We start from the raw sequence: 17,507 nt of genomic DNA, 5'->3' as shown, positions 1-17,507 counted from the left end.
TGGGGCGCTCAGAGAGTGCGACGCGGTTTGTGCACGGCGTCGACCGTGCAGTCAGGTATCTGGGTTGATGCGGCAAGTGGGTATCGGCGACTCAATTTGCAGGTTCAGGCCTGCCCAGAGTCAATCTGTCGTTCGCGGATGGCCGTCCGATTGACCTTCCCGGTGGGCATTCGTGGGATCTCGTCGACAATGCGGTACTCGCGTGGCTGCTTAAACTTCGCGAGGATCGGGCTGGCGTAAGCCGCCAGATCCTCTGCGAGAGCATTCCTATCGACACCTTCGGCGGGTTGCACGACCGCGAGAACTCGCTGGCCCCATTCGTCGTCGGGCATCCCGATGACAACGATGTCTTGAACCTGCGGATGGTTGCTCAGGGCCAGTTCGATCTCCGCCGGATACACGTTGACGCCGCCGGTGAGGATCAGGTCGCTGCGACGGTCGAGAACGAACAACCGCCCAGCCTCGTCGAGCCGCCCGATGTCGCCGAGGACAAGTCCACCGTCGACCCAGCTCTCCTGGGTCTTGCCCGGATCGCCGATGTATTCAAAGGGCTGGCTGCCGATGATGCAGATGAGGCCTTCGTCCCCGGGCGGCAGAACACTGCCTTGTCGATCGTGGATCTCAATCCGGCAACCGGGGCGCGCACCTCCCACGGTGCCAGGGGCGTCGAGCCATTCCGCGCTGGTGACGGTGGTGGTCACTGAACTCTCGGTCGACCCGTAGAACTCGGAGACGATCGGTCCCCACCAGCTGATCATGTGCTGTTTGACCGAGATGGGGCAGGGTGCACCGGCATGGACGACGCATCGCAACAGGCTTGGGTCGAAGGCCTCCCGCTGGGCCGGCGGGAGTTGCAGCAGGCGCACGAACATCGTCGGAACCATAAAAGATTCCGTCATCCCCACCTCGCCGGCGAGAGACAGGAATCGGGCTGCGTCGAAACGCTTTCCGGGTGCAATGACGACTGTCACACCACGGCCGAGCGCTCCGAGGGCCATTCCGTTTGGAGCTGCGTGGTAGAGGGGCGCGACGGCCACATGCACCCCGGGGCCCGGAGCGACCTGGAGTTTGGCCCAGGCAACCTGGGACGCGTCAGATTCCTGCTCCGGTGTGGTGCCGCTGAGCGGCCGCCGGATTCCCTTGGGCCGGCCGGTGGTTCCTGAGCTGTAATAGACGACCGAGCCAGCGCGTCGAACCTCGGGATCACAATCGGGGAGATGGGCCCATACTCGATCAAAGGCGTGGACACCGGGCCCGGTGGTTTGCACATGGTCGAAAACGGAGTCGGTGACCTGGCCTGCAGCAGCCTCGACCACATCGAGCAGTTCGTTGTTGGTCACCACCACGGAGGGCGCACTGTTGCCCAGAATGTAGGCAATCTCGTCAGCTGTCAGATGGTGATTGATGGGCAGGAAGTACCGCTCGGTACTCAAGGCAGCGAGTTCGATCGCGAGCAGTTCCCAGCAGTTGGGCAGGACGACCGCGACAGTATGGCCGGCGGCTACGCCCATCTTGTCGAAACCAGCCGTGATACGCGCGACAACCGAGCGGAGTTGCCCGAAAGTCAACGTCTGGGTTCCATCGACGATGGCCGGTGTCGAGGGCTCATGGCGCGCAACGGTGTACCAACTCATGGGTTGTCACCTCCTCCGGTGCGGTCGAGGCCGGCTGACGTTGAGGGCAAGGTTGTGCGGCCGTCGGTCAGTCGGGACTGTGCACGGGCGTGTTCCTTCTGCACGGCCACGGCTGTGGTGGCCCGCGGGAGGCCCAGAGGTTTGGTGTCGACGACCATGCTCTCGGCACGCTCGACCACGAATGTCTCGTGCCAGACCCCGACCGCACCGGGCGCCTTTCGCGCCGTGCGATTGAACTTGGCCCACGCCGGCCGGTGGGCCAGGGATCCCTCAGATGCGTACTCATACAGCTTGTCGATCGACGACCAGTACTGCACCACATAGGGGCCATTGCGGTTGAACAGCATTTCGTAGTCGAGCAGGCCCGACTCCGGGTCTTCGCTCAACTCTTTCACCATCATCGGCATGGCGAGGAATACCGGCACCCATAGGTCGGGCCGCCACCATTTGTTGAAAGTCATTCCGATGTGGAACACGACCAGTTCGCCGTCGTAGAGATGGGTTGTTCGCCCTCGTCTGACATTCGACATGACTATCCTTTGCTGGGATCTGCTCAGCCGGGGCCGAGCACGTGGGACGGTGTGTGCAACTCAGGGCGCGGTGTCGGTCAGCTGGTCGACCCCGAACTGATCGCGAATCTCGCGCATTCGTTGTTGAAACGTGAGTGTGTCGACGTAATTGGCGTGACGGGGAGAGTCGACGTAGTGTCGGCCGCCGCGAAGATCGGGCTGGTGATGTGCCTTCATCTCCGCGAACGTCGCCTTCTCGGCTCCTTCGAGCGTGAGGTCCATGGCGACCAGCTGGGCCATTTCCTCGAATCGCTTGTACGCTGCGTCGGCGAACTCGACGAAACCCACGACATACAGGGAGTCAACCGTGCGGTTGAAGGTGTTGAGGTAGAGCTGCGGTCTGCCGTTCTGCCATTCGAACAACTGATCATCCAGAAAGGGGATCTTGTAGTCGTATCCGGTCGCCAGCAGAAGAACGTCGATCTGTTCTCGGGTACCGTCTTTGAACACGACGTCCGATCCCTCGAGCCGGTCGATGTCGGGCTTGGCGGTGATGTCGCCGTGATTGAAATGGTGGATGATCTGATCGTTGACGATCGGATGCGATGTGAGCAGATCGTGATCTGGTGCCGGGAGTCCAAAGCGAGTCACGTCACCGACGAGAGCGTCGACGATCTCATCCATGTTGTCGGGCAGGGTTATTCCCGCAGGCGCCTTCCGTCCCCCTTTGGAGAACACGTCCAGCGGCATGCCGAAGATGTGTTTGGGGATGAAGCGATATCCGCGGCGGACACTGAGGAATGCGCGTTCGGCGCTGGTGGCGGCGTCGCATGCGATGTCGACCCCTGAGTTGCCTGCACCGACGATGAGCACTTTCTTGTCCCAGAAGATCGAACTGTCGGAGTACTCCGACGAGTGCATCATCTTGCCCGTGAAGGTCTCTTGCCCTTTCAGTTCCGGGGTGCTGGCGTGCCACGTGACACCGGTCGCCACCGCCAGTGCTCGATAGCGCTTTTGCTCGCCGCCGACGGTGACGTCCCACTGTCCGTCACTGCGAAGCTCGGCGTGCTCGACCCGGGAGTTGAATGTGATGTATTCGTAGAGCTTTTCGTCGGTAGCGAAGTCGTGGATGTAGTCTCGGATCTGTGACCACGACGGGTAGTCGGGGTACGAATCGGGCATGGGGTGGCCGTAGAACCCACTGTTGAACCTCGAACTGATGAAATGAGCGGTCCGGTAGATCGGGCTCCCCTCGTTGGTGGGGTCCCAGATACCACCGACGTCGGAATGCTTTTCGTGGACGTCAAAAGGGATGCCGGCTTCGCGCAGCTGCCGCGCTGTGGCCAGCCCAGACGGTCCCGCGCCGATGACGCATACCCGGTCGCTCCGCGCGACATCTTCACTCACGTTGTCTCCTTGATTGATTGGCGAGAACTGCTTGACGCTCTGAGTACGAGCATGACTACAACCACTAAGTATGTCAACCGACTCAGTCGGCCGACTAACTATGATCTTGGTCAAGTGACTACAATGACGCAGTTCGACAAGTGACTGCCCGTTTGGTCGAGATGAGGAGAACAGCACATGGCACGCGTTTCCGTGCAACAGCGGCGTCAAGACCTGGTCGAGGCGGCTTTTCAGGTGATGGCCCGCGATGGAGTGGCGCAAACGACCACGCGGGCGATCTGCGCGGAAGCCGGTGTCCACCAAAGCGTCTTCCACTACTCGTTCGGTTCGAAGAAGGAACTGCTCGAGGAGCTGGTCCAGATCACGATCGGTTCCATGATCGACGCTGCCATCGACGCCAAGAAGGTGACCACCGATGTGGGCGAATCGTTCCGCAACGGGATCCGTAGTGCGTGGGACAAGGCCAAGGCGCATCCTGAACGTCAGCTGGTCGGATACGAACTGACCACTTACGTCCTGCGTGAGCCGGACCTCGCCGCCCTGGCCGAGTGGCAGTACGCCCAGTATTACGCCCAGACGGAACGGTCGATCGCGACGATGGAGGAGATCGCCGGTGTCGGTTGGGTCGTGCCGCGGTCGGTGCTCGCCCGCATGTTGACCAGCGCGATCGACGGGTTGGTCCTCGGGTGGCTGGCCGACCGGGACACCGCAGCCGCGGAGGCGTCACTGGATGCGTTTGCCGACTACTTCACATCGCTGGCGACGCCTCGCGACCGTTGATCGCCGGCTGCGGCCTGTCAGGTGAAGGCCGGCTCGTTCTGCTCTTGAAACAGTCCGGGCAGCCGAGTCTCGGTGATGTGGCGGGCCTCGGCGACGATGCGTTCGATCAGTTCGGCGACGGTGGGGATGTCGTGGATCAGTCCGGCAACCATTCCGCACGACCAACCGCCTGCGCCGACATCGCCATCGATCATCACCCGCGGATACACGCCGGCAACCTCGGCCCTGATGTCCTCGAATGTAATGTCGGCCCCGAGGGTCCGTTCCTTGTCCAGAAGACGCTCCACCGCTGCGTTGTTGAGAACGCGCTCGGTGTTCCGCAGGGGACGCATGATCAGCCGAGTGTCGAGTTCGGTTGCCCCGACGATGGCCCTCTTGACGTTCTCATGAACCGGAGCTTCCTTCGTGGCGAGGAACCGGGTGCCCATGTTGATCCCTTCCGCTCCCAGCGCGAGGGATGCCGCCAGAGATCGGCCGTCGGCCTGCCCTCCAGAGGCGACGAAAGGGATCTCCAGCTCGTCGGCAGCCCGGGGTAGCAAGATCATGTTGGGGATGTCGTCCTCGCCGGGATGCCCGCCGCATTCGAAGCCGTCGACGCTGACCGCGTCGCATCCGATCGCCTGCGCCTTGAGTGCGTGGCGCACCGTTGTGCACTTGTGAATGATGCTGACGCCGTTGGCTTTGAGGGGCGGTAGCCATTGAGAGGGCTCATTGCCTGCCGTCTCGACGATCCGTACGCCTCCGTCGATGATGGCGTTCACGTAGGCGCCGTAGTCCGGCGGATTCACGGACGGGAGGAAGGTGAGGTTGACGCCGAACGGTTTCTCGGTGAGGTCGTGACACTTCTTGATCTCGGCGGCGAGGTCGCCGGGCGTCTTCTGGGTGAGTGCGGTGATCAGCCCGAGGCCGCCGGCGTTCGATACCGCGGCGGCCAGCCCCGCGTATCCGACGTGGTGCATTCCGCCCTGGATGATGGGGTACTGGATGCCGAACAGTTCGGTGATGCGCGTTTTCATGAAGACCTTTCTGAAGGTGGATGTTTGGACGACTGCTGGGTGAAGTGCTCTGCCTACTTCTGCAGGGGAGTGCTGGGCAGCTCCTCGTGGGCGGGAGCCGTCTGGTCGCCGAAGGTGCCGATGCGCGCGTACGCATCGGGTTTGTGCGATTTGAGCCAGACGCCCCGAAGGCCGCCGAGCGCGGCAGCCAAGAGAAGGCACCAGGGCAAGACGTTGATCCACGCGGAATCGCTGCCTGCCAGGGTCTGAAAGTTCTTGAGGATCAAGATGGAGACAGTGACGAAGGCGACGAGACCGATCGCCGATCCGACGAGTACGCCGGTGCTACTGCGTGAGGTCCGCCAGAAGTAGACCATGATTGCGCCGGCAGCAAGTGCCTGGAGGAGGACGATTCCGAGCGTCCCGAGTCCGGTCATGATGGTGAGCATGGTCAGGTACGGGTCGGCACCGAGCACCGCGAAGACCACGGTGACAGCCGATGTCAGGATCGTCACCGCGATGCTTGCCCGTGCCGGAGTGTCGAACTTGGAGTGCGCGACGCCGAACCATGTTGGAAGCAGCGCACCTTCGCGTCCGATCGAGAAAATGTACCGGCTCGAAGCGTTGTGCAAGGCGAGCATGGCCGCGAACAGGCTCGTGAAGACGGTGACATACATGACCTTGGTCAGCAGATCCGACGCATACTCGGCGCTGAGCCAGAACGACAGTCCGCTCAGTTTCGCTTCAGCGGTCTCCTGCACATTGTCGACTCCGATGCCGCCCACCATGATCCAGGTGGTCACCGCGTAGAAAGTGGCGATCAGGACGACTGCTGAGTAGGTAGCGCGGGGGATCGTCCGGTGCGGGTCCTTCGACTCCTCGGCATAGATCGCGGCGGACTCGAAGCCGAGGAACGTGGTGAACGCGAACATGATTCCCAATCCGAACGAGCCCGCGGTGAATAGGTCAGTCGGGTTCATCGCAGCCAACGGGAAAGCGTCGAGGCCCTTCTGGGCGACGATCGCGATGTCGAGCACCAGGATTGCCAGGATTTCGACGCCGAGCATGACTGCGAGAACGTTTCCCGCGATGTTGATCTCGCGAACTCCCATCACCGCGACGAGCGCGAGCGCAACTGCCGAGAAGGCCCACCACGGCACGTCATGCCCGGTGAGGACGGCGGCCACCGTGTTCCCGAAGTTCCCCACCCCGGCCAAGATCAGCAGTGTCAGTGACAGGTAGGCGGTGATCGCGATGACCGCTGCGGCCATGGCAGTCGACCGCCCGAGCCCCTTGGCGATGTAGGTGTAGAAGCCGCCGGAGGCCGACATCCGTCTGCTCATCGCCGCGTAACCGACTGCGAAACACAGCAGCAACGCGGCCGCGACGACGAACACAAGTGGTGTGGTGGCCCCGGTGCCGATCGCCATCGCGATCGGAATGATGCCGATGACGGCACCCATCGGCGCGGCCGCCGCGACCACCATCGTCACGATCTTGAAGGTGGTGAGGTTGCCACTCAAACGTTGGCTACTCGCTGTCATATGAACTCCTGTACCTGGTGATCCAAGAATTGTGACCTGGACCATATGCATGGGACAGTAGTTTTTCCTGCCGTCTTAGTCAACCGACTATGTCACTTGACCGAGAAATTAACGCAGATGTGATTTCGGAGATGGAAAAGGACGTCGATGCGGGTAGGTCGACCCGTGCGCAGCACTCGGCCAGGGCGGATCGCCCTGGCCGACCCGGCGAGGTGATACGCCCTGGCAGTGCCTTGCTGTGGGAGGCGTCGTCGGATGCTTCTGCGGGGCTAAAGGGCTCTGTCCGTACATCAATGGACGGGCGGGGTCCCCGCCTTCCTCGGAGAGGAAGGTCAGTTGAGTCCGGACACCGCGGCGCCGTGGACGGGGAGGATCGCACCCGAGACGTAGTCGGCGGCTTCAGCGAGCCAGGTGATCGCCGCGGCGACGTCGTCGGGTGTGCCGAGGCGTCCGAGGGGGATCCCGTCGACGACCGCGCGGGTAGCCTCTTCGACGGTCGAGCCAGAGGAGTCGGCGATGACATCGAGCTCAGACGCGCCGAGGTCGGTGTGAATCATCCCTGGGGCAACAGCATTGACGCGGACGCCCGACGGGCCGAGTTCCGCGGCGAGGAGTCGGGTGAGTCCGACGAGAGCGTGCTTGGTGACGACATACGCGCCATAGCCCGCCTCCGCGGCGATGCCCGCTGTGGAAGCGACATTAACGATGCTTCCGCCTTGCTCGGCGAGGTGAGGGAGGGCGACGCGGCTCAACCGAACCGCCCCCATCACGTTGATCTGCCACGACAGGTCCCACTTCGAGTCGTCGAGCGTGGCAAACGGTCCCACTCCGACGCCAGTCCCTGCGTTGTTCACGAGCACCGATAGCCCACCGAAGGTGGTCACTGTATTGTCGATGGCCTCGGTGACCTGCACATTGTCGGTGACATCAAGGGGCTGAATAAGCGCCCTGCCACCGTTTTCCCCGATCTTCTCGGCAGTCGCCTTCAGTGCTCCCATCGTCTCCTCACCGGCGTGCCCATCAGGTATGACGTCCGTGAGGACCACGGCGTAGCCGGCGCTGGCGAGGTGCAACGCCGTAGCCGCGCCGATGCCCCGTGAGCGTCCTGCTCCCGTGACGAGTGCCACCTTCGGCGATGCCAATTCCGAGTTGCTCTGCATAGCTTGCTCACTTTCACTTGTCGGGCGGGGTTGGGTCTGCGGTCTCCGCAGAGGTTCGTTCGGAAGGCCGATGCGGGCGGCGCAGTGTGTGGACGGCGGAACCGCAGCTTCCGAAATTTCTATGCCTGACGGAGTGATCCCGGTTCGAAGAAGATACAGTCAATCGACTCAGTCAATTGACTGTATCATACGGAGGCCATTGACCCGTGCCTCTTCGATGGTGCTGAAATCCGTGATCTGGAGACCAATTGATCACGAATCGTGTTACAGCAGAGCGGTTCTCATGCGCGCTGCCGCTCGGCACGAAGTAGGCCACCGCCAATGATGAGGCGCTGGATCTCGCTGGTGCCCTCGTACAGTCGGAGCAGGCGTACGTCGCGGTAGATACGCTCGACTGCGACCCCGCGCATGTACCCCGCCCCACCATGGACCTGGACCGCGAGATCAGCGTTCTTGCCGGCCATCTCGGTGCAGAACAGCTTTGCGACCGATGGTGCGATCCGACGGTCGGTGCCATTCACCCATGCTCGGGCTGCGTCCCGGACGAGTGCGCGCCCGGCCATCACCCCGGTCTGCTGATCGGCGATCATGGCTTGCACCAGCTGAAATTCGCCGATGGGCGTGCCGCCCTGGGTGGCGGTGGCTGCGTAGGCAACCGATTCGTCGAGTGCTCGTTGTGCCTGTCCGACAGCAAGAGCGGCGATGACCATGCGGCTTCGGGCCAGAGAGGTCAGCGCCGCGCGGTACCCGGCTTCGCTGTCGCCTCCGACGAGCGCGTCCGCGCCGACCCGCACGTCGGTGAACGTGATGCCTGACGAGCGTGATCCTTCTTGCCCCATCTTCGCGTCCTTGGGTCCGACGACGATGCCAGGGCTGTCGGCCGGTACGAGAAAGACGGCGATCCCATTACCGCGGGAGGGCTGGAGGTCTGTCTTGGCGAAGACCACGAAGAGGCCGGCGTCGGGCGCATTGGTGATGAATTGCTTGCTACCGTTGATGATCCAGTCTCCACCGTCCGCCGTAGCGGTGGTCTTCAACCCGGCCGGGTTGGAGCCCGCGCCCGGTTCGGTGAGGGCAAACGAGGCGACGATATCACCGGAGGCGATGCCCGGTAGCCACTGCTCCTGCTGGTGCTCCGTGCCGAACCCGACCAGCACCTGACCTGCAATGCCGTTGTTGGTGCCGAACAACGAGCGGAGGGACAGCGCGGTGTAGCCGAGCTCCATCGCGACTTCCACGTCCTGTGCGGGATCGAGCCCCAGGCCGCCCCATTTCTGGGGAATCGCATAGCCGTAAAGACCCATGTCCTTCACCTGCTGACGCAGGTCGGCGGGGATCTCGTCGTGCGACATGATCTCGAGTTCACGTGGAACGACGCGCAACCGGATGAATTGGTTGATCTGGGTGAGGACATCGGCGAAGACATCGCCGGGGGTATCTTCGGCGAAGGCAGGATCGTTTGGGGTCATGTTGAGGACTATGCCGCAGGGAATTGGTATCAGTCCAATACTCGATTGCCAGTTCTGTTATAACTCAGTTGTCATGAATCATGGATGTCGCTGGTGAACATCGGGGAATTGCGAGCTTTTTCGGCCGTCGCCGAGGAGCTCCATTTCGGCCGTGCCGCAGAGCGGCTCCATGTTGCGCAACCTGCGCTGAGCCGCACCATCGGTCAGCTCGAGCGCAAGCTGGGGAGTCGGCTGTTCGAACGCAACACCCGCTCGGTGAAGTTGACGTCAAGTGGTCGGGCACTCGTCGAGCCGGCCAGGGATGTATTCACAGCTCTGCGACGCGCAGAGGCCGCGGTGCTCGCGGCAGAAGACGGTGAGGCAGGCTTGGTGCGGATCGCGTTCGCCGGTGTTTCGACCAATCGGCTCATCGCCCAGCTGGCGCGCACGGTGCGGTTGCGGGCGCCGGGGATCGAACTGGAGCTGTCGAGCCAGAACTTCGCGCGACCGGCGATGAGACGGCTTGCCAACGGCGACACAGATATTGCTCTGGGCCGATGGGACATCATCCCCTCGACGATCATGACGAGGGTTGTGATGCCCGATTCTCTCGTGATCGCCGTCGCCGATACGCACCCCTTGGCGCGCAGTGAGAAGATCTCCATCGCCCAGCTCTCCGGCGAATCATTCATCACCTTGCCGGCGCATGAAGGCGCGGTATTGCCGGACCGGATGCGCAGACTCGCGCAGGCGAGCGGATTCGTCGCCGAAGTCGTGCAGGTCGCGCCAGACACCCACACAGCGCTCGCGCTGGTCGGCGCGCAGGTCGGGTGTCACCTCACTTTGGCATCGGTCGCTCGAAATGTGATGGATCCGAATGTTGCCTTTGTTCCCGTGACCGATCCTGCACCTTCGGTCGACATGCGAGCTGCGTGGCGTCGGGACGACACCAACCCAGCGCTGCATGCAGTTCTAGCGAAGTGCCTGGAGTACGAAAGCTGACGTGCTGCGGATAGCGATCGCCGCCGCGGCCGTTCGGTCCTCACGACTTCACCCTCGCTCGAGCCCTCACCGTGGGCGCCCGCGGAGGCAGGTCGGCCGATGATCCGGCCGGCTTCAGCTGCTGCCCAACAATCCGGGGGTGATGCCCGCGACCGGCGGACCTGACATAAGGGCGGCTTCTCGGTGAATGCGTGGACTCGGCAGGAGATGCTGCTAAAACCATTTAGCGCGGACAGTCAGCGTCCTACCAGCATGAGGGCGCGATCAGTAGGCAACGGTCGGCGTTCGCGTGGCTTTGGTCCTCGACCACCATGCGGCGACGAGGTTCAGCGACTTGCGCAGTTCCACGTTGTTTCTGACGAGTAGGTAGGTCGCGGAATCCACTTGAGTGCCGTTGATCTCGGTTTCGTAGGTGACCTCGCGCGCGAGGTGCTTGATCCACGAGTGGCTGGTCCGTGTCGGGGTGGATTTGCGGGCATCTCCGACGACAAGGATGCGACAGGAATCCGGTATCGAAGTGGCGTCGGTCGCGGCTCCGAGCAAACGCGCCGTCTCGACGCGTCGGTGGCACCGACGTCGCCACCGACCCAGCAGCGACCGGTGCTCGTCATCAATCTCTTGGGTGACGGTGACGACATAGGACGGCTCGGCGTCGCGGTATGCGTTGGGAACGTCGTCGAGGTGACGCGACCGATGGTGTCCGCTGTGTTGAGTTCGCAGTCCAGGCCGGTCGGGGTCGATGACCTCGACAACCGCACCCGAATCGATCAGCGCGTTACATATCCGTCGTCTGAGGTCGTCGGCGTAGCCGATGATCATTACCGGTACTCCGCCTGATGTTGAGGAACTGTCGACTGGTCCGGTCACCAATGGTGGTGGACGCAGTCCACTACCGTTGCCGTGCATTCCCGTCCCGTCGGCAGTACGTAGGTGCGTTCGTCTCCCACTGCCGAACCCAGTATCGCTTGGCCGAGTGGCGAATTGGGAGAGCAGATTTCGACGGCGACCAGCTCGTGTTGTTCATGTGCACCGAGCAGAAATCGGGCGCGATCGAAGTGATCGTGATCGAACTCGACGGTGACTACGGAACCGATCCGAACGGTGTCGTCTCCGAGGTCCGGTTCATCGATGACCTCGAGCACAGCGTGGATCCGAGCTATCTGGCTGTCGAGTGCTTCGAGGTCTGTCACGCTTCGGTGGTAAGCGTCGTTGTTGTCTAAGTCACCCATGCGGCGATGGCCCATCATCTCGGCACTGACTTCCGTCCGCAATCGACACAGTTCAGACAACTGTTGCTCGAGGCGACCCCCGGGGCGTTCTTTGGATAACGGAACGGTGGTCATTGCATGACTTCCTGCGTAGCCAGAGTCTTGAAGCGCGTCACATCGCCAGGAGCGGTGCTGGCGCTGGTGTGCAGAGTCGGGTGTCTGTCGGTCATCTGACGTCGGTACGCAGCATCGACGTCTGTCGTCAGCGTGAGGATCCACGGAACAGTCTCGGTCGACGTCTCCACTGTGCTGGTATCGAGCGTGGCCAGGATGTCGCGGGACAGCGCCTCGAGTTTCGCCGGGGTCACCCGGGCCGGATTGCCGGCGAAGGCCAAACACAACTCTCGGCACTGCGGTTCACCAAGACGTGTTAGGTCGTTCAGCATGTGCCACTGCCGCAGCAACAGGCGGGGCCCCGCATCGACCGTCGCGCTCGAACGCCGCGTTCGTCCCGAGAACGCCGCGCTGGCGAGTCGCTCCGCGTCGTGTCGAAACGCCAAAAACCGCGCCGGCGTCGCGCAGACCCGAATACAGCACTCCATGACAACCGCTTTCACGGCCACACTCCTTTGTTTATCCGTTCCTCGGACTCTAGCCGGAAAATAAATAAATGCCAGTCGCTCCTCTCTGCAGGGGTTGCCCCGAAATCTACTGGGGAAGAGAAGATGTCGAAATTCTGCGGTACGCGCTGAGGTCTGAGCGGAGCCGTCCGGGGGCAGGCTGGATTTTATTTTTTATTGGGCTATGGTCGGTCGGTGAGCGGTCCTTGCGGCCGCGATTGACCTATGGCATTGAGGGACGATGGCAGAGAAGAATTCGAGTTCGAAGAAGAAGCGTCTAGCGATCAAGGAGAAGCGCGATCAGAAACGGGCAGTGGCGGAACGGACGATCGTGCGAAGGCGTAAGAATGCCTGACCCCGGTCGAGGCAATCGGACACTCGCTCAGTTACTAGCTGCTCTGCACGAGCATTTCTCGACCACGGCGCGCTTGGACCGTCGTGCGTCGCTGTTCTGTGTCGGCCACGAGGCCGGGATGCGCTTCGCCAGGATCTGCGTGCTTGACACATTGGCGTCGGAGGTCGGGCACACCGACGCCTCAATACCCAGAGGACGCTCCGATGGTCGACGTGAGCGGGCGAACCTGCAGGCCATCGGAGATCGGTTGACCAGTGCGCTCAGTACGGCCCCCAAGCGTGATCCCGAGTATGACGCGGGGTACAGAACGGGTGTGGAGTTGGCACTGCGCTACCTAGCTCTGGCTCACAGCACGCTCGACTTGGAAGCGGCCGCCGTCGACGGCACGTCGAACCCAAAAACGAAAGGCCCGCTGACGACCAGCTGCTGAGCGACGCGAGCCCCCCATGAACGCTCTCGGTTACTGGTTGATGTCGCGGTGTGCTGAGGGGTCCGCTCGCGACCCATACTGCCGATACGACGGCGTAGGGGACGGGAGCCTACGTCGTTACCGACGGTCGGGATCGCCGTCCCAAATTATGTGTCCGTCCGCTCTGATGCGGGCGCCGGCTGCCGGTGAGTGTGGCGTGAGTCGTCCGGTATGCATGAGATGTTCAACGGGTGCGTTCCATCGCATCACGACAACGTCGGCCACGAGTCTGCGGTGGCATCGCCACCACACGCTTTCACTGCACATCATCGCGGTGCGTCCCTCGGATTCGAGGAGTTCACGAACGGCGGCCGTGAACTCTGGTGTGCGGGTATGGGCTGCGTAGGCAGCGAACTGCTGTACTCGCCACCAGGAATCCTCGACCACAGCGTCGGCTGGCAGGCGACGCCGCCCTCCGAGTCGAGGATCGGTGCGGTATCTAATACCGCCCTGAGCCACCCACTGAGTCATGGCATCGCTACCGACATCTGGATTGTGACGGCGCTCATTGAAATTCCCCAGTAACGCTTACGGAAATTCCCCACCCGTGTGGCACCGCCAACGAGGGCGGGTCTCCCTCGATGCTGATGGTCTCTGACCACTCATCAGCTACTCGAAGGAGACCCGCTTCCTCATGCTTACATGGGAGGACGATATGGAAGTACACGCCCTGCACAAACGAGGGTTGACGATCTCGGCGATCGCCCGCCACACCGGCCGAGACCGCAAAACGGTCCGCGCCTATCTCAACGGCACCCGCTCGCCCGGTGTGCGGGCGCGCAGCGCCGTCGATGCGTTCGAGGTGTTCGTCGCCTACATCACCGCACGCTTGATCGACGACCCACATCTGTGGGCCCGAACGTTGTGCGATGAGCTCGAAGACCTCGGCTACACCCAGTCCTATCAGACGCTGACCCGCCAGATCCGCACTCGGAACCTGCGCCCGGTCTGCCCGCAATGTCAGACCGCGACCAGCCGCCCGAATGCGATCATCGATCACCCGGCGGGTGAAGAGAAGCAATGGGATTGGGTGGACCTACCCGACCCGCCATCGTCGTGGGGCTGGGGTAAGACTGCGCATCTGCTGGTTGGGTCGCTGGCCCACTCGGGGCGTTGGCGGGGCTCTTTGGCCGCCGAAATGACCCAGCCGACGTTGATCGCCGGCCTCGGCCGGGTCGCCCGCCAGCATGGCGGCCTCACGAAGGTGTGGCGGTTTGACCGGATGGCCACGGTCTGCCATCCCGATTCGGGCTCGGTGACAGCATCTTTCGCGGGAGTGGCCAAGTATTACGGGGTCAGTGTGGCGATCTGCCCGCCGCGGCGCGGCAATCGCAAAGGTGTCGTGGAGGCTGCCAACCGGGTCGCCGCTCAGCGGTGGTGGCGGACCCTGGGCGATGACGTCACCGCCGAGCAAGCCCAGAAAAGTTTGGACACGTTCTGCACTCGCCGAGGAGACACCCGCGTCCGGGTCACCGCTGACGGAAAGTCCACCGTCGCAACGGTTGCTGGGCGTGAACCCCTGGCATCGCTGCCGACTTCACCCTATCCGGCGACGATGACCGAGACCCGGAAGGTGAACCGGCAGGCGATGGTGGCGTGGAAAGGCAATCAGTATTCGGTGCCGCCGGAGCCGGCGATGGGCGAGGTGATGGTGACCCATCAGCTCGGCGACGCCCACATCGATATCGCCACCGCCGGCGGGATCGTCATCGCCCGCCATCGCCTCGCCGCTGAGGGGTCGGGGGTGATGGTCCGCGATCACGGCCACGTCCATGCGCTCAATACCGAAGTGATGGCCACGGCCAACACCGGTGGACCTCCGCACCGCCGCAAGCAACGGATCCCACCCGGCAAGAGCGCGCTCGCTGCTGCAGATCTATTGCTGAACAACAACTCCCACACGGTAGCCGCGGCCGACGAGTCTGCCACCGTGATCGACATGAGCGCTTATGAGCGCGCCGCACAGAACAGGACCACGCTGCGATGACCCGCACCAAAACAACAACCACCACCAACGCGGTGCCTGAGCCGGCCACGCAGGCTGAGATCTCGGTCTACCAGCAACTGCGGCACCACCTGGCGGTGCTCAAACTCCACGCCGCCGCGGAGGCCTTGCCCGGGATGCTCGAGCGGGCACAGGGCGAGGGGTGGTCGATGACCAGCACCCTCGAACAACTCCTAGCCGTAGAAGTCGAAGAGAATCAAGCCCGGCGCCTGGCCGGCCGGTTGCGGTTCGCGAGCCTGCCCACCCCAGCCACCTTAGACGGGTTCGACTACGACGCCGCTCCCGGCGTGGACCGCCAGCTGATCGCCGAACTCGGCACCTGCGGATACCTCGAATCAGCTACAAATGTCCTGCTCATGGGCCCGCCAGGCACAGGAAAGACACATCTGGCAGTCGGGCTGGCCCGAGCTGCGGTGCACGCCGGGTACCGCACCTATGTCACCACCGCCGCCGATCTGGCGGCCCGCTGCCACAAAGCGGCTATCGAAGGCAGGTGGGCCACCTGCATGCGGTTCTATGCCGGGCCGACACTCTTGGTGATTGATGAGCTGGGGTATCTACCGCTGCCTGCCGAGGCTGCCTCTGCGTTGTTTCAGGTTGTGGCACAACGATATCTGAAGACGTCAATCGTGATCACCACCAACCGCAGCGTCTCCGAATGGGGCGAAGTCCTCGGCGACACCACCGTCGCAGCGGCCATGCTCGACCGGCTCCTGCACCGCTCAGTTGTCCTCAAACTCGACGGAGATTCCTATCGCCTGCGAGACCACCACGCCCGATCAGAAAACCACCGCACCGCCGCCGGAACCATCCGCCGGCCGCTACAGTAGACCCACCTCACGGGTGGGGAATTTCGATGAGCACCACTGGGGAACTTTCCTGAGCCCCGTCAATTGTGCCGACTACCCGGGAAACGACGAATATCAACAACCTCGTCAATCGAGGACTGCTGCAGCAGCGCCAGCAGCTCGTCTTTGTTCAGACGTCCGTGACCAACAGAAATCAGCATGTTCTGGCACCTGTTTGTTCAGGATGAGACTTTGACATTACGACTCTGCCGGTGCGGAATGCAGTGGGCAAGGGGGTTGTCCCATGCACCCTCACCTTGAGCTCGTGCTTCCTTGTCGAGGCGGTAGGCGGTTGTGACAGCCGGCGTATCAACTCAACAGCACGATTCCGGTGGCCAATAGGCCCAGGACCTTGGCCACCTCGAGAGCGATATAAGCATGGTGTGCGTACGAGTGGGGAACGTCGTCCCCGGCAAGAACAAGGTTGGTTCGGCGCGTTAGCCGGGGCCGTACAAGGACTACTTGCAGGGCGAGAATCGCAACCGTCACACCGGCCGTCACTGCTGTCGTTGCATCTGGACGGTCGGTGACAAGTACGGCGACGAGCGCTAACGCGAGCACTACTTCAACCGTGTTCAATGCACGAAAAATTAGCCGGCCAATTCCAAGACCAGTTGGCACGTCCACCCCCGGCGCCCGAAACTTTAAGGGGGTCTCTAGGAACGAGATAGCCAACACCATGCCTAACCAGACGAAGACAATTGCTATCGCGAGGGATTGCTCGAAATTCATGACGGTGACGCTTCCCATCGTCGAGGCATTCTCACCTGTGCCAGAGGGTGGACGACCGCGTGATGGCCATCCTCGTCACGAGGTGAACTCGTCCAGTGAGCTTCTTCGCCGGCGTTCGTGTACTTCAGCTACACATCATCATTCACATCCCCAACCGCTGCGCAGAGATGGACGTTGCCGTCTGCGAGGCGGTAGGTGAGACCAATGATCCCTATGTCACCATCGGCCACACCTGCAGAAATAATTTTGCTGCGTTCCATCAGTAACTTGCCGGTTTCTTGGACATGGCGGGCCTCGAACTCGTCGACAGTGGTGAGGCCTTCACTCCGGCCCAGCAGAATGCTCGGTGTGACGCGTTCGACCAGGTCGCGAATATGACCGCCGGCGATGTCCAAGTTATCGAGGGCGCCGAGTGCTGCTTCGACCGCACCGCAGCTGTCGTGCCCGAGGATCACGATCAGAGGTACGTCGAGGATGTCTACGGCGTACTCGATCGAACCCAGCACCGAACTGCCGATGACATGTCCAGCAGTGCGAACTACAAATACATCACCTAATCCCTGGTCGAAGATGATCTCAGCAGCTACCCGGGAATCTGCGCATCCGAATATGACCGCTTTAGGGTGTTGTCCGTGAGCCAGTCGCTCACGATCACCGATGTCTTGGCTGGGATGATGCGGGCGTCCAGCGACGAATCTGTTATTGCCCTCGCGTAACTGTGCCCACGCATCCGCCGGTGCCAATGCTGCCACGTTCATACCGAAGCCTCACTGTGCGTCATAGAATTGAAC

17 protein-coding genes and 2 pseudogenes are annotated in these 17,507 nt (G+C 62.3%); 5 read left to right on the top strand and 14 right to left on the bottom strand.

The genetic code is table 11. From position 1 onward, the window contains the following. Positions 1 to 104: 104 nt before the first annotated feature. From DFR67_RS25585 to DFR67_RS25575, 3 genes are read right to left on the bottom strand one after another with little or no spacing between them, the layout of a single operon-like run. Positions 105 to 1,634, bottom strand: coding sequence for an AMP-binding protein (locus tag DFR67_RS25585; protein WP_110472297.1), 1,530 nt, complete (start codon positions 1,632 to 1,634; stop codon positions 105 to 107). Further along, on the bottom strand, positions 1,631 to 2,164 hold the full coding sequence (locus DFR67_RS25580; protein WP_110472296.1) for a DUF4188 domain-containing protein: 534 nt from the start codon (positions 2,162 to 2,164) through the stop codon (positions 1,631 to 1,633). Before DFR67_RS25580 ends, DFR67_RS25585 begins: the two co-directional genes overlap by 4 nt. A 60-nt stretch (positions 2,165 to 2,224) precedes the next feature. Further along, positions 2,225 to 3,550 carry a flavin-containing monooxygenase gene (locus DFR67_RS25575; RefSeq protein WP_158540043.1) on the bottom strand — a complete coding sequence of 442 codons (1,326 nt, stop codon included), beginning with the start codon at positions 3,548 to 3,550 and terminating at the stop codon, positions 2,225 to 2,227. 177 nt (positions 3,551 to 3,727) lie between these two features. On the opposite strand from DFR67_RS25575, the gene DFR67_RS25570 reads away from it, so the two are divergent. Continuing rightward, entirely contained in the window at positions 3,728 to 4,330 is a 603-nt protein-coding gene (locus DFR67_RS25570; protein WP_110472349.1) for a TetR/AcrR family transcriptional regulator, read from the top strand. A gap of 17 nt (positions 4,331 to 4,347) precedes the next feature. Here the strand turns inward: DFR67_RS25570 and DFR67_RS25565 are convergent, their stop codons facing one another. The 4 genes from DFR67_RS25565 to DFR67_RS25550 all read right to left on the bottom strand — a co-directional run bounded on the left by DFR67_RS25565 (position 4,348) and on the right by DFR67_RS25550 (position 9,498). After that, positions 4,348 to 5,346, bottom strand: coding sequence for an NAD(P)H-dependent flavin oxidoreductase (locus DFR67_RS25565; RefSeq protein WP_110472293.1), 999 nt, complete (start codon positions 5,344 to 5,346; stop codon positions 4,348 to 4,350). A 53-nt stretch (positions 5,347 to 5,399) separates the two neighbouring features. After that, on the bottom strand, positions 5,400 to 6,869 hold the full coding sequence (locus tag DFR67_RS25560; protein WP_158540042.1) for an APC family permease: 1,470 nt from the start codon (positions 6,867 to 6,869) through the stop codon (positions 5,400 to 5,402). A gap of 332 nt (positions 6,870 to 7,201) precedes the next feature. Further along, positions 7,202 to 8,029: an SDR family NAD(P)-dependent oxidoreductase gene (locus DFR67_RS25555; RefSeq protein ID WP_110472291.1), complete on the bottom strand. Its 828-nt coding sequence runs from the start codon at positions 8,027 to 8,029 to the stop codon at positions 7,202 to 7,204. A gap of 281 nt (positions 8,030 to 8,310) precedes the next feature. After that, entirely contained in the window at positions 8,311 to 9,498 is a 1,188-nt protein-coding gene (locus DFR67_RS25550) for an acyl-CoA dehydrogenase family protein (RefSeq protein WP_110472289.1), read from the bottom strand. A gap of 84 nt (positions 9,499 to 9,582) precedes the next feature. Between DFR67_RS25550 and DFR67_RS25545 the strand changes: the two genes are divergently transcribed. Beyond that, complete coding sequence (locus DFR67_RS25545; protein WP_342766759.1) at positions 9,583 to 10,479, top strand: LysR substrate-binding domain-containing protein; 897 nt, start codon at positions 9,583 to 9,585, stop codon at positions 10,477 to 10,479. Positions 10,480 to 10,743: 264 nt separating this feature from the next. Here the strand turns inward: DFR67_RS25545 and DFR67_RS25540 are convergent, their stop codons facing one another. The 3 genes from DFR67_RS25540 to DFR67_RS30980 form a co-directional block, all read right to left on the bottom strand. After that, entirely contained in the window at positions 10,744 to 11,298 is a 555-nt protein-coding gene (locus tag DFR67_RS25540; protein ID WP_110472288.1) for a hypothetical protein, read from the bottom strand. 44 nt (positions 11,299 to 11,342) lie between these two features. Continuing rightward, positions 11,343 to 11,669, bottom strand: a complete 327-nt coding sequence (locus DFR67_RS25535) for a GreA/GreB family elongation factor (RefSeq protein WP_245938161.1) — start codon at positions 11,667 to 11,669, stop codon at positions 11,343 to 11,345. A gap of 149 nt (positions 11,670 to 11,818) precedes the next feature. After that, positions 11,819 to 12,304, bottom strand: a complete 486-nt coding sequence (locus DFR67_RS30980; protein WP_211325159.1) for a hypothetical protein — start codon at positions 12,302 to 12,304, stop codon at positions 11,819 to 11,821. A 350-nt stretch (positions 12,305 to 12,654) separates the two neighbouring features. Here DFR67_RS30980 and DFR67_RS25525 point away from each other — a divergent pair, with 350 nt between their 5' ends. Continuing rightward, positions 12,655 to 13,092: a hypothetical protein gene (locus tag DFR67_RS25525; protein ID WP_110472286.1), complete on the top strand. Its 438-nt coding sequence runs from the start codon at positions 12,655 to 12,657 to the stop codon at positions 13,090 to 13,092. 117 nt (positions 13,093 to 13,209) lie between these two features. On the opposite strand, the pseudogene DFR67_RS25520 reads toward DFR67_RS25525, so the two are convergent. After that, positions 13,210 to 13,632, bottom strand: a pseudogene (locus DFR67_RS25520) (DUF488 domain-containing protein); the annotation flags it as partial. Positions 13,633 to 13,765: 133 nt separating this feature from the next. Between DFR67_RS25520 and DFR67_RS25515 the strand changes: the two are divergent. Further along, positions 13,766 to 15,118 carry a Mu transposase domain-containing protein gene (locus DFR67_RS25515; protein WP_110472284.1) on the top strand — a complete coding sequence of 451 codons (1,353 nt, stop codon included), beginning with the start codon at positions 13,766 to 13,768 and terminating at the stop codon, positions 15,116 to 15,118. Further along, a complete protein-coding gene (istB, locus tag DFR67_RS25510; RefSeq protein ID WP_109671159.1) occupies positions 15,115 to 15,966 on the top strand; it encodes an IS21-like element helper ATPase IstB in 852 nt (283 codons plus the stop codon). Before DFR67_RS25515 ends, istB begins: the two co-directional genes overlap by 4 nt. A 62-nt stretch (positions 15,967 to 16,028) precedes the next feature. On the opposite strand, the pseudogene DFR67_RS31680 reads toward istB, so the two are convergent. The 3 genes and pseudogenes from DFR67_RS31680 to DFR67_RS25500 all read right to left on the bottom strand — a co-directional run. Then, positions 16,029 to 16,145, bottom strand: a pseudogene (locus DFR67_RS31680) (DUF488 domain-containing protein); the annotation flags it as partial. A gap of 148 nt (positions 16,146 to 16,293) precedes the next feature. Then, entirely contained in the window at positions 16,294 to 16,716 is a 423-nt protein-coding gene (locus DFR67_RS25505; RefSeq protein WP_110472347.1) for a hypothetical protein, read from the bottom strand. A gap of 128 nt (positions 16,717 to 16,844) precedes the next feature. After that, the gene (locus tag DFR67_RS25500; RefSeq protein WP_425451344.1) at positions 16,845 to 17,468 is read right to left on the bottom strand and encodes a carbonic anhydrase; all 624 of its coding nucleotides are present in this window, start codon (positions 17,466 to 17,468) and stop codon (positions 16,845 to 16,847) included. Positions 17,469 to 17,507: the final 39 nt, after the last annotated feature.

Source organism: Williamsia limnetica (genome assembly GCF_003217475.1).
In the GTDB taxonomy this organism is placed as follows: Bacteria; Actinomycetota; Actinomycetes; order Mycobacteriales; family Mycobacteriaceae; genus Williamsia; species Williamsia limnetica.
This window is presented reverse-complemented; position numbering and strand designations above follow the sequence as displayed.

Excerpts from the sequence above, each read along its gene's own strand:
- DFR67_RS25545 (WP_342766759.1), top strand. The coding sequence starts at position 9,583 with ATGTCGCTGGTGAACATCGGGGAATTGCGAGCTTTTTCGGCCGTCGCC.
- DFR67_RS25560 (WP_158540042.1), bottom strand. The coding sequence starts at position 6,869 with ATGACAGCGAGTAGCCAACGTTTGAGTGGCAACCTCACCACCTTCAAG.
- DFR67_RS25570 (WP_110472349.1), top strand. The coding sequence starts at position 3,728 with ATGGCACGCGTTTCCGTGCAACAGCGGCGTCAAGACCTGGTCGAGGCG.
- DFR67_RS25580 (WP_110472296.1), bottom strand. The coding sequence starts at position 2,164 with ATGTCGAATGTCAGACGAGGGCGAACAACCCATCTCTACGACGGCGAA.
- DFR67_RS25540 (WP_110472288.1), bottom strand. The coding sequence starts at position 11,298 with ATGATCATCGGCTACGCCGACGACCTCAGACGACGGATATGTAACGCG.
- DFR67_RS25585 (WP_110472297.1), bottom strand. The coding sequence starts at position 1,634 with ATGAGTTGGTACACCGTTGCGCGCCATGAGCCCTCGACACCGGCCATC.
- DFR67_RS25565 (WP_110472293.1), bottom strand. The coding sequence starts at position 5,346 with ATGAAAACGCGCATCACCGAACTGTTCGGCATCCAGTACCCCATCATC.
- DFR67_RS25515 (WP_110472284.1), top strand. The coding sequence starts at position 13,766 with ATGCTTACATGGGAGGACGATATGGAAGTACACGCCCTGCACAAACGA.
- DFR67_RS25550 (WP_110472289.1), bottom strand. The coding sequence starts at position 9,498 with ATGACCCCAAACGATCCTGCCTTCGCCGAAGATACCCCCGGCGATGTC.
- DFR67_RS25525 (WP_110472286.1), top strand. The coding sequence starts at position 12,655 with ATGCCTGACCCCGGTCGAGGCAATCGGACACTCGCTCAGTTACTAGCT.
- istB (WP_109671159.1), top strand. The coding sequence starts at position 15,115 with ATGACCCGCACCAAAACAACAACCACCACCAACGCGGTGCCTGAGCCG.
- DFR67_RS25555 (WP_110472291.1), bottom strand. The coding sequence starts at position 8,029 with ATGCAGAGCAACTCGGAATTGGCATCGCCGAAGGTGGCACTCGTCACG.
- DFR67_RS25505 (WP_110472347.1), bottom strand. The coding sequence starts at position 16,716 with ATGAATTTCGAGCAATCCCTCGCGATAGCAATTGTCTTCGTCTGGTTA.